Annotated in this window: 12 protein-coding genes; 5 read left to right on the top strand and 7 right to left on the bottom strand. The window is 61.4% G+C overall.

What is annotated here, in order from left to right; all coding sequences use genetic code 11:
* Positions 1-4 precede the first annotated feature (4 nt).
* From HBO11_RS08100 to HBO11_RS08080, 5 genes are all read right to left on the bottom strand, one after another.
* Positions 5-910 carry a transporter gene (locus tag HBO11_RS08100; RefSeq protein ID WP_169952514.1) on the bottom strand — a complete coding sequence of 302 codons (906 nt, stop codon included), beginning with the start codon at positions 908-910 and terminating at the stop codon, positions 5-7.
* Between the two features lie 45 nt (positions 911-955).
* Positions 956-2,356: a DUF1254 domain-containing protein gene (locus HBO11_RS08095; RefSeq protein ID WP_169952511.1), complete on the bottom strand. Its 1,401-nt coding sequence runs from the start codon at positions 2,354-2,356 to the stop codon at positions 956-958.
* 25 nt (positions 2,357-2,381) lie between these two features.
* Positions 2,382-3,839, bottom strand: a complete 1,458-nt coding sequence (locus HBO11_RS08090) for a DUF1254 domain-containing protein (protein WP_169952509.1) — start codon at positions 3,837-3,839, stop codon at positions 2,382-2,384.
* Positions 3,840-3,848: 9 nt separating this feature from the next.
* Positions 3,849-4,610, bottom strand: a complete 762-nt coding sequence (locus HBO11_RS08085) for a hypothetical protein (protein WP_169952507.1) — start codon at positions 4,608-4,610, stop codon at positions 3,849-3,851.
* Between the two features lie 223 nt (positions 4,611-4,833).
* Positions 4,834-5,190: a response regulator gene (locus tag HBO11_RS08080; protein WP_169952505.1), complete on the bottom strand. Its 357-nt coding sequence runs from the start codon at positions 5,188-5,190 to the stop codon at positions 4,834-4,836.
* Between the two features lie 207 nt (positions 5,191-5,397).
* On the opposite strand from HBO11_RS08080, the gene HBO11_RS08075 reads away from it, so the two are divergent.
* From HBO11_RS08075 to HBO11_RS08055, 5 genes are all read left to right on the top strand, one after another.
* Positions 5,398-8,898 (top strand): response regulator, encoded by a 3,501-nt coding sequence (locus tag HBO11_RS08075; protein ID WP_169952502.1) that lies wholly within the window; start codon positions 5,398-5,400, stop codon positions 8,896-8,898.
* Between the two features lie 15 nt (positions 8,899-8,913).
* The gene (locus HBO11_RS08070; RefSeq protein ID WP_169952500.1) at positions 8,914-9,729 is read left to right on the top strand and encodes a protein-glutamate O-methyltransferase CheR; all 816 of its coding nucleotides are present in this window, start codon (positions 8,914-8,916) and stop codon (positions 9,727-9,729) included.
* A complete protein-coding gene (locus tag HBO11_RS08065) occupies positions 9,726-10,331 on the top strand; it encodes a chemotaxis protein CheB (RefSeq protein ID WP_169952498.1) in 606 nt (201 codons plus the stop codon). Before HBO11_RS08070 ends, HBO11_RS08065 begins: the two co-directional genes overlap by 4 nt.
* Positions 10,325-11,518 carry a hybrid sensor histidine kinase/response regulator gene (locus HBO11_RS08060; protein WP_169952496.1) on the top strand — a complete coding sequence of 398 codons (1,194 nt, stop codon included), beginning with the start codon at positions 10,325-10,327 and terminating at the stop codon, positions 11,516-11,518. Before HBO11_RS08065 ends, HBO11_RS08060 begins: the two co-directional genes overlap by 7 nt.
* Positions 11,519-11,596: 78 nt before the next feature.
* On the top strand, positions 11,597-11,974 hold the full coding sequence (locus tag HBO11_RS08055) for a response regulator (RefSeq protein ID WP_029290496.1): 378 nt from the start codon (positions 11,597-11,599) through the stop codon (positions 11,972-11,974).
* A gap of 73 nt (positions 11,975-12,047) precedes the next feature.
* On the opposite strand, the gene HBO11_RS08050 is transcribed toward HBO11_RS08055, so the two are convergent.
* Together HBO11_RS08050 and HBO11_RS08045 are read right to left on the bottom strand one after the other, a co-directional pair.
* Complete coding sequence (locus HBO11_RS08050) at positions 12,048-13,718, bottom strand: response regulator (RefSeq protein ID WP_170058860.1); 1,671 nt, start codon at positions 13,716-13,718, stop codon at positions 12,048-12,050.
* Positions 13,715-15,217, bottom strand: a complete 1,503-nt coding sequence (locus HBO11_RS08045) for an ATPase domain-containing protein (protein WP_169952490.1) — start codon at positions 15,215-15,217, stop codon at positions 13,715-13,717. The genes HBO11_RS08050 and HBO11_RS08045 overlap by 4 nt, the downstream gene beginning before the upstream one ends.
* Positions 15,218-15,273 lie beyond the last annotated feature (56 nt).

Genomic DNA, 15,273 nt, shown 5'->3' with positions numbered 1-15,273 from the left:
GCGATTACCAGACGTATTGCATGCGCAAGGTCCAGGTGTTCACGTCGGGCGAGCCGCGTCGCTCGGCAATGGTGTCGGAATAGGCCAGCAACCCGCCGAATTGCGGCGTGAGCATAAAGCCCAGGCTTGCCCCCAACAGGCCGTTTTCCTGCTTGTTGTCCTGCCAGATGCCGTCGATCTTGCTTTCACCACCCCGGCTGTAGGTGGCATCCAGCGAGGCCCAGAGCGCGCGATTGATGGTGTAGCTGTAGTGACCCTCGATGGCGTACAGCGGCTTTTGCTCCAGCTTGCTGTCGCCGTGGTACTCGTCGTTGTCGCCAAACAGCGAGACCCAGGTATTGATCTCAAGCCAAGTGGGGCCCAACGGCGTGCCGAAGCCCAGTTCTGGCTTGACCACCCAGCGGTTGGCGCCGATGTTGATCACGCGGTCCTTGTCATAGTCACCGGTGGGCACGGTGACCCACAGGGCACCGGTCAGGAAGGTCTCGGGTTTCCAGCTGGCGAACTCCGCCGCCGTGAGGGCCGGGCCGCCGAAGATGTTATGGGCGAACACCACCTGGGCATCGCCCATGCCGCCGTTGTGCTTGGTGCCATCGAAGAAGCGCGCGTTATCGAAGGACGCCGAAACATCGGCATAGGGCTGGATAAACTGGATGGCACTGTTACGCCCGTCGATGCCAAACGAGCGCGCGTAGCGCAACAGATACACATCGGCGTTGAGCGACAGGCCATCGATGGGCAGCGTGGTGTCGATGGGGGTGTTGGTGTCCACCCGGTTGTAGTAGCCGAACAGCATATTCAGATCGGTAGGGGTGTTCTGCCAATCCCTGGCATTGTCCGCAACACTTATCCCTGGCACCAGCGCCAGCGTGGCGGCGGCGAATGCACTCAGTCGACTGCGTGAAACCATGGCGCTACTCCTTGTCTGGGCCTGATGTCAGGGGTGTCGGGGCGGTTATTTCACCGGGGTCAGCGCCGGTAGTTTCCACTGGCCGTTACCCACCTCAGGCTTGGGCAGGTAAATGCGCAGTACGGCGTAGAACGGACCGGGTGGTGCTGGCAGCCAGTTGCTTTGTTCGGCTTTGGGCGGTTCGTGATGCTGGACCTTGAGCGTCAGGCCGCCATCGGCATCGAGCTTGAGCTGGGGCAACATCCGCGAGTTGATCAGGTAGCGTTTCTTGTGGTTTGCCACCAGCAGCTTGTTTTTGCCGTTGTACATGGTCAGTGACCAGAACGCGTCGGCGGGCGGCAGTTGACCCTTGGCAAAGTGCAGGGTGTAGCTGTGCTTGGCGCCGTTGGCCGGCTTGCCCTCGCTGTCGACGAAGTAGCCCATGTAGGCGGCCTCATCGGTGGAGTTGCCGAAAATCCCCATGTCGGCACCGGCGTAGCGGTACAGGTAATTGTTTTGCAGGTGGTCGCGGCTGCCGAACAGGTCACCGCTGGCCACTTGATGGGTGTCGACCTTGTCTTTCTTGAAGGTGGCGAACTCGGCCTTGCCATCGGCGATCCCGTCTTCCAGGGCCTTGCGTTGTTCGGCGCTCAACTGGGCAACCTTGAACGGCGCGCCAGGGGCGATCCCGATCTTGGCAAAACGCGCCAGCAGCTCTTTTTCACTGTCCTGGGGCGCGGCGAAGGCCAGCATGAAGTTCAGGTAGCGGAACAACTGCGGGCTGTCGCTCATCTCGGCGACCGGTTTGGGCCACTCGATCTTCGCCACCTTGGCCGGCGCTGCCTGTTTGACGTAGCCGCTCAGGGGCTGGACCTTGTAGCCGGCCTGGATCTGCTTGACCTTGGCCAGGTCCTTGTCATCGAACAACTGGGTGCGATACAGGGCGTAGGCGATATTGCTTTCGCTGTAGACCACACGGTCCACATCCACCGGTTGCTGGCCCTTCCAGTCGGGCCCGGCGACCATGTAGTGCCCGCCATTGTTGCCGGTGCTGCGGGTGCCCAGGTAGGCGAAGTTCTGCGTATAGAGGTCGATCAACTGCACGGAGTAATAGCGGTTGTCCTCGATTTTCGGCAGGGTCAGCACCATCGGCTCGCGGCGCAGGTCCAGCCAGACAAAGGAGTAGGGGGTGTCCGAATTGGGGGTGACGAAGGCCGTGTCCTTGGGGGTGAAAACCTTGGCGGTGTTGCCGATGTGGTTGAACGGCGCCTTGAAGTTGGCGCCGCCCTTGTCCACCGCCTGGGTGTAGAGGGTCTTGTACATTTCCACTACCGGGAAGCCATACAGGTACGCTTCCTTGGCAATGGCCCGGGCTTCGCCGGGGGAGGCGGTAAAGTCCGCCCAGGCGCCGGTACTCAGCAGTATCGAGAGGCTCGCCAGCAGCAGGCGCGTCGGTTTTCCAATCATGTTGGTGCGTCCTTCCTTCAAACCGTCAGGGAACAGGGGTGATGTCGTCGAGCTTCCAGCGCTTGTCGAAGTAGGCCTCGGTAGGGGCATACAAGCGGAAGTAGCTGAACCAGTGTTTGCCCGGCAGAGTTTGCACCCAGTTGTTCTCGAAGTCTTTTGGCGCGGTGGGGCCAAAGTACAAATCCACCGAACCGTCGGGATTTTTCTTCAGGTCCTGGCGAGAAGACAGGTCGGCCTTGCGTTGCGGGTTGTCGATCAGGCAGCGGCTGTCGATGTCGTACACCGTCATCGACCAGAACTGCTTGGCCGGTGGGTTGGCGCCCACGTGCAGTTTGTAGTGCTTGGCGCCATCGAGCCATTGGCCCTTCTGGTCGGTGTAGGCGCCGAGATAGGTCTGGCCCAGGCCCGGAGTCTTGGAGACCATGCCCTTGGTGTTGGTCACCGCTTCATAGAACCAGGCGCTGCGCTCCCATAATTGGTCGTAGAAGGTCACGCGCTGGGAGGGGGCGGCGATGTTCAGCACCGTATCCCACTGGCGGTCCGGCCAGTACTGGGCCTGGGGGAAGCGCTTGGCGAAGGCGTTGGCCTTGGCGATCAACTCGCCCATCTGCGCACCTTGCTCCAGGGCCTGGCGCTGGTGCTCGTTGGGGTTGAACGGCCGGTCTTTCTCAATGCCCAGGCTGGCGAGCATGGCCATGTAGAAACGGTCGCGCTCGTTGACTGGCTCCTTCTGGATGATCCCGTGCAGGCGCTCCCAGTACGCCATGCCGCGCGGCTGGGTGCCGGACCACGGCTTGCCAGCGGGTGACAGCAAGCGCGTTTTGCCAGGGTTGGCGCGCTGGGCGTAGGGGTACATGCGAAATTGCTCGACCAGGGCCTTGCCCTTGGCCGGGTCGGGGTCGAGCACGCGAAAGCCCACCAGCACGTTCATCGTTTGCGACTTGGCCAGGTAATACTTGCCCGCATCGGCGGGCGGTTCGTGGCCCGGTGGCAGCACCAGGTACTTGCCGCCCTTGCCTTGGTCCGGGCCGGTCTGGCCCATATCGATGATTGCGCGCTGCCAGAAGTCGCCAATGCCGCCGGCGGTAGGCCCCGGTGGCAACTCGATCACCAGCGGGCCGGTCTCGTTGAGGTCGACAAACCCCAGGATATACGGGGTGGTGGCATTGGCCGTGATCACCCCGAGCTTGTCTTCGTAGGTGGTGAGCACCATCAGGTCGCCACTGCGCGCGCCGAGCTTGGTACTGAATTCGTCCTGCCATTGGGCGTAGGACACCAGCGGCAGAGCCCAGAGAAAACTCTGGGTGGCCTGTTGGAAATCCAGCTCGCCGTACAGCTTGGCGATTTCACTGTGGGCGGGCAATTCGCCCTCCATGGTGATCGGGCCGATGCGGGTGTCGAGGGTCTGGGCGTGCACGCCCACGCCACAACTGGCGGACAGAGCCAGGAGGGTGAAGCCGGCATTGCGCATCAGGGCCTGCATAAATCGTCCTTATTTCCCGAAAGTCACGTTGATCCCGGCGAACAGGGTGAACTGCGGCAGGCCATCGCCCTTGCGCGCCACCGTCCACTGCGGCTCGACGTAGGCGTTGAGAATATTGCTGCCGGCTTTCCAGGCCTTGCCCGCACCAAAGCCGATGGGGATGTAGTGGGTGTCGTTCTTCAGGTCGAAGGTCCAGGTGCCCGTGGAGCGCAGGTACCAGCCCTTGGGCAGGTTATGGATGATGAAGGGCTGGAAGGTCGCGCTTTCCACGTGGGCCCGGTCGCGGTCGCCGGCAAACGAGCTCTGGTACTGCACCAGCGCGCCCAGCAGGCCACGGGGCGAGGCGTCGATGGCCACGGCTGCCAGGCCGGCCTGCCATTTGCCGGTGCCCAGTTCATCGTGCTCGGCAGTCGGCGCGGTGAGCTGCGGGCCGATGCCCAACTGCACACCTTCGGTCTTGAGCAGGAAGATATCGAACAGGTTCAGGTCACCGATGCCGGTGCTGTAGCCGCTATGGGGATCGGGGCGAGTGCTCAGGGGCAGGGTGGCGCGCAGCAGTTGGGGCACGCCGATAAAGTCCGAGGGGGCAATGGGCAGGGTGCCGCGCAGCAACACGTCATTGGTATGGGCATTGGTGTCGTACAGCCTGGGGGTGTAGTAGTCCTGCAAGTTGGCGCCGGGTGCCATGTTGAGCGGGTTGTTGCTCTTGTTGGCGGTTTCGGCGTTATCGGCCTGGGCAGAACACGCGGGCAACAGTAAAGCGGCCAACATACATGCTGGAAGTCGCGGTGCTGTGAACATGATGATTCCCCAGTTCCTTGGTCACTGACCCGATAGCGCTTTCGTAGGGCTGCCGGTAGTCCTTATTCGAAAACCTGGTAGGACATGTCGTTTGAAGCTAGCAGTTAAATTCAGACTCGCTAGTCACTCGAACGAATTAATGACTTTGTGTGGGGGCAATCACGGTTTGTTTGCGGGGATACGGGGGGGTGAGTCAACCCAGCATGCTTTTGACTTTATCGCGCAGTTGATCGATGGAGAATGGCTTGGCAATCATCTGCACACCTGCGGGCAGCTCAATGTTTTCGGCATAGCCACTGGCAAGCAGGATGGGCAGGCTTGGGCGCAATGTGCGTGTTCGCTGCGCCAGCTCCTTGCCATTCATGCCCGGCAGGCCCCAGTCGGTCATCATCAGGTCGATCACATGGATGTTGTCTTCTATGAATACCAGGGCGGCTTCGGCGTGTTCAGCCTCGAGCACCTTGAACTCCAGTTCTTCGAGCACATCGACGATCAACATGCGCACGATGGCATCGTCTTCGACGACAAGGATGGTGGAGGCAGCGGACATAATGAGGGTTCCCAGATGATGGTGTTAACGAGACCATCCTCTAGTGAGTTGCGTCGATCCCGGCAAGTTCCCCAAGCGGGGTGGGTATTGTGCCGATAATCCGGCGCAATGTCCTGAGTGTGTCGTTGAAATACGTCATAAACGTAGCCCTTACCGACGATTTTGGGGCAAACTCCCGGTTTTTCCGCTCTTGGCCAAGGCACGCCCATGACTCCCGCATCGTCCGTCGATGAAAACAGTTTCCGCAAACTCCTGAGCCGTAACGTGGCCTTGCCATTGGGCGTGGGTGTGCTCAGCGCGGTGTTTTTCGTGTGCCTGATCACCTACCTGCTATCGGTGATCCAGTGGGTGGAGCACACCGATCGGGTGATCAATAACCTCAATGAAACCGCGAAACTGACCGTCGACCAGGAAACCGGCATGCGCGGTTTCCTGATTACCGGGGATGAGCATTTTCTCGACCCCTACGAAGTGGCCAAGCCACGGATCATTTCCGACCTGCGCAATTTGCAGGCGCTGGTGGCGGATAACCCCCAGCAAGTGGACCGACTCAAGCGCCTGGAGTCGCTGCAACTGGAGTGGAACAACTACGCCCAGACGATGATTGACCTGCAACGGCAGAACGGTGATTACCGTGGCGCGGTGAAAGCCGGGAGGGGTAAGCGCCTGACCGACGAAATTCGCAAGGAATACGACGCCGCGGTTGCCATGGAGCAGCAGTTTCGCATCGACCGCAATGAGGACGTGACTCGCACCACAGTCCTGAGCGTGACCTTCTACCTGCTGTTTGTGCTGGGCCTGAGTGGTTTCCTGGCCTACGTCGGCAGAAAGAATCTGATGGTGCTTTCCGACAGTTACAGCGCCAACTTGGCCTCGCAGATGAAGATCGCCAAGCGCCTGGAACAGCAGGCCTGGCTGCGCAACGGGCAGACCGAGCTGGCCGAACAGGTGCTTGGCCAACTGACCCTGAACCTGCTGGGGCGCAATATTTTGCAATTCTGTGCCCAGTACATGGGCTCGGTGGTGGCTGCGCTGTATGTGCGCGAAGAACATGGCGGCCTCAAGCGTGTGGCCGCGTATGGCTTTTCCCGGGAGCAGGAGCAGCAGGAGCAGGCGATCTACCGCGATGAGGGGATCGTCGGCCAGGCGGCACAGCAGCACCGTTTGATTCGCCTGGACGATGTGCCGGTGGATTACTTCAAGGTCAGCTCGGGCCTGGGTGATGGCGCGCCGCGTAGCGTGCTGGTGGTGCCGACCAGTGATGATGACCGGGTCAATGGGGTGATCGAGCTGGGCTTCTTGCGCCCCCTGGACGACCGCGATGTGGAGCTGCTGGAGCTGATCGCGGGCAATATCGGCACCTCCATCGAGGCGGCGCGCTATCGTCAGCGCTTGCAGGAAGTGCTGGCCGAGACCCAGCAGCTCAACGAAGAGTTGCAAGTGCAGCAAGAAGAGCTCAAGACCGCCAACGAGGAACTCGAAGAGCAGTCGCGCATTCTCAAGGAATCCCAGGCGCACCTGGAAACCCAGCAGGCGGAGCTGGAGCAGACCAACGAGCAATTGGCCGAGCAGACCCAGATCCTTGCCGACCAGCGCGACGCCATGGACCGCAAGAATGTCGAGCTCAATCGCGTGCAGGTCGAGCTGGAGGACCGCGCCGACGAGTTGCAGCGCTCCAGCAAGTACAAGTCCGAGTTCCTCGCCAACATGTCCCATGAACTGCGCACGCCGCTCAACAGTTCGCTGATCCTGGCCAAGCTGCTGGCGGAAAACTCCGAGGAAAACCTCAGTGCCGAACAGGTCAAGTTTGCCGAGTCGATTTACTCGGCGGGCAACGACCTGCTTAACCTGATCAATGACATCCTGGACATTGCCAAGGTCGAGGCCGGCAAGCTCGATATGCGTCCCGAGAACACCAGCGTGGCACGCCTGGTCGAGGGCCTGCGCGGGATGTTCGAGCCTATGGCCCGCGACCGCAAGCTGGGTTTCCAGGTGGAAGTGCAGGCCGGCGCGCCGCTGATGCTGTTCACCGACCGCCAGCGCCTGGAACAGATCCTCAAGAACCTGCTGTCCAACGCGGTCAAGTTCACCGAGAAGGGCCAGGTCAGCCTGACCATTTCCCGCCAGCCGGGGGAGGGCATTGCCTTTACCGTGCGCGATTCCGGCATTGGCATCGCGCCCGACCAGCAGCAAAGCATCTTCGAAGCCTTCCGCCAGGCCGACGGCACCACCAACCGCCGCTATGGCGGCACCGGCCTGGGGCTGTCGATTTCCCGCGACCTGGCGACCTTGCTCGGCGGCTACATCAACGTCACCAGCGAGCCGGGCCAGGGCAGCATTTTTACCCTGGTGCTGCCAGAGCAGTACGTGGAGCGCGACGAAGACGCGCCGCTTATCGAGCAGCCGCGGGCCATGGTGGCCGCCCCGGCCCCTGTGGCGCCGGTACGGGTTTCACCGTTGCCGGTGGCGGATGAAGCGTTGATCCCGCGCTTTGCCGACGACCGCGAGCAGGCACCGTTCGTTACCCGTTGCATCCTGGTGGTGGAAGATGAGCCGAACTTTGCGCGCATCCTCTTCGACCTGGCCCATGAGCTGGGTTACCACTGCCTGGTGGCCCATGGTGCGGACGAGGGCTATAGCCTCGCCGAACAGTACCTGCCCGACGCGATCCTCTTGGACATGCGCCTGCCTGACCACTCCGGGCTCACCGTGCTGCAACGCCTCAAGGAACACGCCGAGACCCGGCATATCCCGGTGCATGTGATTTCCGTGGAGGATCGCGTGGAAGCCGCCATGCACATGGGCGCCATCGGCTATGCGGTCAAGCCCACCACCCGCGAAGAGCTCAAGGACGTATTTGCGCGCCTGGAGGCCAAGCTGACGCAGAAGGTCAAGCGCATCCTGCTGGTGGAAGACGATGATTTGCAGCGCGACAGCATCGCGCGCCTGATCGGTGATGACGACATTGAAATCACCGCTGTTGGCTTCGCCCAGGAGGCCTTGGACCTGCTGCGCAGCACGGTGTACGACTGCATGATCATCGACCTCAAGCTGCCGGACATGCTCGGCAACGAGTTGCTCAAGCGCATGGCCACCGAGGATATCTGCTCGTTCCCGCCGGTGATTGTCTACACCGGGCGCAACCTGACCCGCGACGAAGAGGCAGAACTGCGCAAGTATTCACGCTCGATCATCATCAAGGGCGCCCGTTCGCCGGAACGGTTGCTGGATGAAGTGACACTCTTTCTGCACAAAGTCGAATCCCAGCTGTCCCAGGAACGACAGAAGATGCTCAAGACCGCCCGCAGCCGCGACAAGGTCTTCGAGGGGCGCAAGGTGCTGCTGGTGGACGACGATGTGCGCAATATCTTCGCCCTCACCAGCGCCCTGGAGCACAAGGGCGCGATTGTGGTCATTGGCCGCAACGGCCGTGAGGCGATCGAGAGGCTCAATGAGGTCGAGGACATCGACCTGGTATTGATGGACGTGATGATGCCGGAGATGGATGGCTACGAGGCCACCGCCTTGATCCGCCAGGACCCGCGCTGGCGCAAGCTGCCGATCATCGCGGTGACGGCCAAGGCCATGAAGGACGATCAGGAGCGCTGCCTCGCGGCGGGCTCCAACGACTACCTGGCCAAGCCGATTGACCTGGACCGGCTGTTTTCGCTGATCCGGGTGTGGTTGCCCAAGATGGAACGCATTTAAGTGGAAATACACTAAGTGGATCGAAGTAATGATATTGAACTGCGCTTGCTGATCGAGGCGATTTACCTCAAGTACAGCTATGACTTTCGCGACTATTCCGGGGCTTCGGTCAAGCGCCGTGTGGCCCACGCCTTGCGCCAGTTCGACTGCAAGACCATCTCGGCCTTGCAGGAGCGGGTGCTACACGATCCCACGGCGTTCATGCAGTTGCTGCAGTTCCTGACCATCCCGGTCAGCGAGATGTTTCGCGACCCATCGCACTTTTTGGCGATTCGCCAGGAAGTGGTGCCGCTGCTCAAGACCTACCCGTCGATCAAGATCTGGATCGCCGGCTGCAGCACCGGGGAGGAGGTGTATTCGATGGCCATCCTGCTGCGCGAGGAAGGCTTGCTGGAACGCACTATCATTTACGCCACCGATATCAACCCCAATTCCCTGGAGAAGGCCAAGCAGGGGATCTTTTCCCTGGAAAACGTGCGTGCCTACACCCACAACTACCAGCAGGCCGGAGGGCAGCGTTCGTTTGCCGACTACTACACGGCAGCCTACGATTACGCGATCTTCGACAAGACCCTGCGCGAGAACGTAACGTTCGCCGACCACAGCCTGGCGACCGATAGCGTATTTTCGGAAACTCAATTGATTTCATGTCGTAACGTACTGATTTATTTCAATAAAAAATTGCAGGATCGGGCGTTTGGGTTGTTTCATGAGTCGCTGTGTCATCGCGGCTTCCTGGTGCTGGGCAGTAAGGAAACCCTGGATTTCTCCGCCTACAGCAAGCAATTCGAACCCTTGGTCAAGCAAGAACGGATCTACCGCAAATCATGAACCAAGCAACTGCCAGCCCGGCCCGTGTGTCGGGTGTCCAAGCCATTGTCGTTGGCGCATCCGCCGGTGGGGTCGAGGCGTTGCTGAGTATTTTCGGGGCCTTGGCGCCTGGGTTCGACCTGCCGATCATTGCCGTACTGCACCTGCCGGATGAGCGGCGCAGCCAGTTGGCCGAGGTGTTTGACCGGCGCGTGGCAATGCATGTGGTGGAGGCGCGGGACAAGGAGATGATCCAGCCCGGCACCCTGTATTTTGCCGGCCCCGGCTACCACCTGTCGGTGGAGCAGGACCGCAGCCTGTCCTTGAGCCAGGAAGAGCGCGTGCATCACTCGCGCCCGGCCATTGACTATCTGTTCGAGTCGGCCGCCGATGCCTATGGCCCGCATCTGCTGGCGATCCTTTTGACCGGCGCCAACCAGGACGGCGCGCGTGGCCTGGCCCACGTCAAGCTGCGTGGCGGCACCACCGTGGTCCAGGACCCTGCCGAGGCCCGGGTGGCGGTGATGCCCAAGGCGGCACTGGCATTGCATGCACCTGACCAAATTCTTACCTTGAGCCGGATTGGCGCTTTGCTGGCTTCCCTGGAATCTTCCCCATGTTAAGTACTATCCAGGCCAAACTGCTGATCGTCGACGATCTGCCGGAAAACCTGCTGGCCCTTGAGGCACTGATCAAGCGCGAGGACCGCCAGGTCTACAAGGCATTGAGCGCGGACGAAGCCTTGTCGCTGCTGCTCGAGCATGAGTTCGCCATGGCTATTCTCGACGTGCAGATGCCCGGCATGAACGGCTTCGAACTGGCCGAGATGATGCGTGGCACCGAAAAGACCAAGAACATTCCCATCGTGTTTGTAAGTGCCGCCGGTCGTGAGCTCAATTACGCCTTCAAGGGCTACGAGAGTGGCGCGGTGGATTTCCTGCACAAGCCCCTGGACATCCACGCGGTCAAGAGCAAGGTCAATGTATTCGTCGACCTGCACCGCCAGAGCAAGGCCATGAAGCAGCAGGTCGAAGCCCTGGAGCAAAGCCGGCGCGAGCAGGAGTTGTTGCTCAACCGCCTGCAGGCGACCCAGGCCGAGCTGGAGCAGGCGGTGCGCATGCGCGATGACTTCATGTCCATCGTCGCCCATGAGGTGCGTACGCCCCTCAACGGCCTGATCCTGGAGACCCAGTTGCGCAAGATGCACCTGGCTCGGGACAACGCCGCTGCCTTTACCCTGGACAAGATGCACGCCATGGTCGATCGCGATGAACGGCAGATCCAGAGCCTGATCCGCTTGATCGAAGACATGCTCGATGTGTCGCGGATCCGCACCGGCAAGCTGTCGATCCGCCCGGGGCAGTTCGACCTGGCGCAGTTGGTGCGTAACCTGCTGGAGAACTTTGCCCCGCAAGTGGCGGCGGCCGAGTCGTCGGTGCAACTGGATGCGCCGCAGCCGGTGGAGGGCAAGTGGGATGAGTTTCGCATCGAGCAGGTGGTGTCCAACCTGTTGACCAACGCCCTGCGCTACGGCGCCAAGAGCCCGGTGGCGGTACGGGTGTATGCCGAACATGGCGAGGCCAGGGTGGAAGTCCGGGACCGCGGGATCGGTATCAGCGAAGACAACCAGAAGCGGATTTTCCAGCAGTTCGAGCGCGTATCGGCCAACCATGCGGTGGCCGGGCTTGGCCTTGGGCTGTTTATCTCCGAACAGATCGTTGCGGCCCACGGCGGCACGATTGAAGTCGAGAGCCAGATAGGAGAGGGCGCATTGTTCCGTGTGTGCCTGCCCCTGGGGGCCGGGGCGTGAAATCAATCGTCACCCCGACGCAACCTCTGCGTGACCCTATGGTCGTATCAGCAGCAATTGACCGGACAAAGGCTTCCCATGAGTGAAGATGCGCAAGATGTTGTACTGATCGTCGAGGATGACGAGTCGATCATGTTCGTGCTGGGCGAGTACCTCGCGGGCCTTGGGTACCGGGTTCTCAAGGCCATCGACGGCGAGCAGGCTTTCGAAATCCTCGCTTCCAAGCCGCACCTGGACCTGATGGTGACTGACTATCGACTGCCTGGCGGGATTTCCGGGGTGCAGATCGCTGAGCCTGCGATCAAGCTGCGGCCGGAATTGAAGGTGATCTTTATCAGCGGTTACCCGCAGGAGATCCTCGACTGCAACAGCCCGATCACCCGTAACGCGCCGATCCTGGCCAAGCCGTTTGATCTGGATACGCTGCATGAGCATATCCAGCGGCTGCTGGCCTGAAGCTTCAGGCGCGTGCTGGCAGGTCCTGACCGTGCAGCGACGCGGGAGCGTTTTTTGCAAATGCCCCCGCATGTCAGGCCTGAATCATCTCCCGCACCTTCGCCGTCAACAGGTCGAAGGTAAAGGGCTTGGTGATCAACTGCATGCCCGGGTCCAGGAACCCGCCGCGCACCGCCGCGTGCTCGGCATAGCCGGTAATGAACAACACCCTCAGGTCCGGACGGATCTGCCGGCCGATCTCCGCCAATTGGCGGCCGTTCATGCCCGGCAAGCCCACATCGCTGATCATCAGGTCAATGCGCTGGCTGGATTCGATAATCGGTAGCGCACTGTCGGCATCTCCCGCCTCGACAAAGGCATAGCCCAGCTCACTCAGTACCTGGCTCACCAACACCCGTACCGCCGGGTCATCCTCGACAATCAGCACACACTCGCCGGCGTTGGCAAACGGCAGCAATGCCGGGTCCTGCGGGGAATCGGCAGTGACTTCACCGACAAACCTGGGCAGGAACAGGCTCACCGTGGTGCCTTTGCCGACCTCACTGTGGATGATCACATGGCCACGGGACTGGCGGGCGAACCCGTAGATCATCGACAGGCCCAGGCCGGTGCCCTGGCCGATGGGTTTGGTGGTGAAGAACGGGTCGAAGGCGCGGCTGATCACGTTTTCCGGCATGCCGCAGCCGGTGTCGCTGACGTTCAGCTCCACGTAGTCGCCCGGGGTCAGGGTGCCGTAGGCGGCGGTGAATACGTTATCGAGGTGGCGATTGCGCGTTTCGACCACCAGTCGACCGCCGTCAGGCATGGCGTCGCGGGCATTCAGCGCCAGGTTGAGCAGGGCGCTTTCCAGCTGATTGGGGTCGGCTTCGGCGGTCCACAGCTGCCCGCTCAATTGCATCTCCAGCACGATGCTTTCATTGAGGCTGCGTTGCAGCAATTCGCCCATGGACGTCACCAACTGGTTGATTTCCACCGGCTTGGAGTCCAGCGACTGGCGGCGGGAAAACGCCAGCAGGCGGTGGGTCAGGCCGGCGGCGCGGTTGGCCGAGGTCACGCCCAGGTCGATCAGGCTGTCGAGGTCGTCCAGGCGGCCCCGGGCCAGGCGCCGGCGCAGCAGTTCGAGGCTGCCGATAATCCCGGTAAGCATGTTGTTGAAGTCGTGGGCGATACCGCCGGTCAACTGGCCCACGGCTTCCATTTTTTGTGACTGGCGCAAGGCTTCTTCGTTACTGCGCAGTTGCGCAGTGTGTTCTTCGACTTGCTGTTCGAGGGTTTCGAGAGTGCGTTGCAGGCGCAGTTCGCTCTGGCTCAGGTCGATCAGGCGGTCGCGGGCTTCGTATTGCCGTCGGCGCCCGCGCAGGGCGGTGGTCACCAGGCTGATCAGCGTCACCGGGTGAAACGGCCGCTCCAGTAAGGTGATGTTGCCCAGCCTGGCGCTCAAGTGGGATGAGGCGTTCTGTTCGGTGCCGCCATGGTGGGTCATCAGGACGATGGGCAGGTCCGACCAGGCTGGCTGCTGGTGCAGATAGTCCAGCAGCGGTTCCAGCCCGACCCCGTGCAAGGCTTCGGCGGCGATGATCAGCAGGCCCGCGCCCTGTTCCAGTTCGTCGCAGAGCATGGGCAGGTTGGGGGCGGCGATACCGCTGAAACCTGCCTCGTTGAGCATCATCAGCGCCAGCGAGCTGTCCCGTCCCAAGGGCGCGAGAATGATCGCGCGCTCGGAAACGGCCGGCAGGCTACTCACAAGCTCTCATCCTTGAGCAGCGGCTTGCCGGCACCCATGTAGGTGGGCACTCCGCGCAGCACGCCCTGGAAGGCTTCGAGGGGTTCGCCGATGGTCATGCCACGGCTGGCGATGCGGTATTCGCGGATGGTCGATTCATGGCTGCCGGTGCGTTTCTTGATGATGGAAATTGCCCGTCGTACCTTGCCCAGTGCTTCGAAGTAGCGCAATAGGATCACCGTGTCTGCCAGGTAGGTGATATCCACCGGCGCTTGCATGTCGCCGACCAGGCCGTGCTGGGCCACGGTCATGAAGGTCGCTGCGCCACGGCGGTTGAGGTACAGCAACAGCTCGTGCATGTGCAGCACCAGGGCGTTTTCCTCAGGCATCGCTGCCTGGTAGCCGTTGATGCTGTCGATGACCACGGTCTTGATCTGGCGCTCATCCACGCAACGCCGCACCCGGTGGGAAAACTCGCCGGGCGACAGCTCGGCGGCATCCACCTGCTCGATCAGCAGGTTGCCGGTGGCTTGCAGGGCGGCCAGGTCAATGCCCATGTTTTTCATGCGGTCGAACAGCAGGCCCAGCTCTTCATCGAAGATAAACAGCGCGGCCTTTTCGCCACGGGCCACTGCTGCTGCGGCGAAGATCATCGAGATCAAGGATTTGCCGGTACCGGCAGGGCCGAGGATCAGGGTGCTGGAGCCGGTCTCGATCCCGCCGCCGAGCAGCGCATCCATCTCGCGAATGCCGCTGGTCAGGGTCTGGCGGCTGTAACCGCTGCGGTGCTCGGCCGCCACCAGGCGGGGGAACACATGCACGCCATCTTCCATAATGGTGAAGTCGTGAAAGCCCCCACGGTACTTCTGGCCACGGTACTTCACCACCCGTACCCGGCGTCGTTCCGCGCCGTAGTTGGGGGTCAGTTCTTCCAGGCGGATTACCCCGTGGGCCACGCTGTGTACGGTTTTATCCAGGGATTCGGTGGTCAGGTCGTCCAGCAGCAGCACGGTGGCTTCGTAACGCACGAAGTAGTGCTTGATCGCCAGGATCTGCCTTCGATAGCGCAACGAGCTTTGGGCCAGCAGGCGGATTTCCGAGAGGCTGTCGATCACCACGCGGGTGGGCTTGACCCGTTCTACCACCTCGAAGATCTGCCGGGTGGCCTCGCCCAGCTCAAGGTCGGAGGAGTACAGCAGGCTTTGCTGATGCTCGGCATTGAGCAGGCTTTCAGGTGGGGTCAGTTCAAAGATATGGATGTGCTCATCCAGGTCCCAGCCGTGGGACTTGGCGCCCTGGCGCAGCTCGCGCTCGGTTTCCGACAGGGTGATATACAGCGATCGTTCCCCGGCCTTGGCGCCGGCCTGGAGAAACTGCAGGGCCACGGTGGTCTTGCCGGTGCCGGGCTCACCTTCGAGCAGGAACAGATGGCTACGCGATAGCCCCCCGGCAAGAATGTCATCAAGACCTTCGATGCCGGTGGCCGCCTTTGCTGTGAACAGCTCTTTGGATGTAGACAAGAAGTGCCCTCGGGTCACGTATAAGTTGAGGGGCGCGCCGGTCAAGGCGCGCCATA

The organism is Pseudomonas sp. WS 5010, from assembly GCF_012985565.1.
Lineage (GTDB): Bacteria > Pseudomonadota > Gammaproteobacteria > Pseudomonadales > Pseudomonadaceae > Aquipseudomonas.
This window is presented reverse-complemented; position numbering and strand designations above follow the sequence as displayed.

What these genes read in the sequence shown, in the direction of transcription:
- HBO11_RS08075 (WP_169952502.1), top strand. Translation starts at nt 5,398, where the DNA reads ATGACTCCCGCATCGTCCGTCGATGAAAACAGTTTCCGCAAACTCCTG.
- HBO11_RS08095 (WP_169952511.1), bottom strand. Translation starts at nt 2,356, where the DNA reads ATGATTGGAAAACCGACGCGCCTGCTGCTGGCGAGCCTCTCGATACTG.
- HBO11_RS08065 (WP_169952498.1), top strand. Translation starts at nt 9,726, where the DNA reads ATGAACCAAGCAACTGCCAGCCCGGCCCGTGTGTCGGGTGTCCAAGCC.
- HBO11_RS08060 (WP_169952496.1), top strand. Translation starts at nt 10,325, where the DNA reads ATGTTAAGTACTATCCAGGCCAAACTGCTGATCGTCGACGATCTGCCG.
- HBO11_RS08055 (WP_029290496.1), top strand. Translation starts at nt 11,597, where the DNA reads ATGAGTGAAGATGCGCAAGATGTTGTACTGATCGTCGAGGATGACGAG.
- HBO11_RS08090 (WP_169952509.1), bottom strand. Translation starts at nt 3,839, where the DNA reads ATGCAGGCCCTGATGCGCAATGCCGGCTTCACCCTCCTGGCTCTGTCC.
- HBO11_RS08100 (WP_169952514.1), bottom strand. Translation starts at nt 910, where the DNA reads ATGGTTTCACGCAGTCGACTGAGTGCATTCGCCGCCGCCACGCTGGCG.
- HBO11_RS08080 (WP_169952505.1), bottom strand. Translation starts at nt 5,190, where the DNA reads ATGTCCGCTGCCTCCACCATCCTTGTCGTCGAAGACGATGCCATCGTG.
- HBO11_RS08085 (WP_169952507.1), bottom strand. Translation starts at nt 4,610, where the DNA reads ATGTTGGCCGCTTTACTGTTGCCCGCGTGTTCTGCCCAGGCCGATAAC.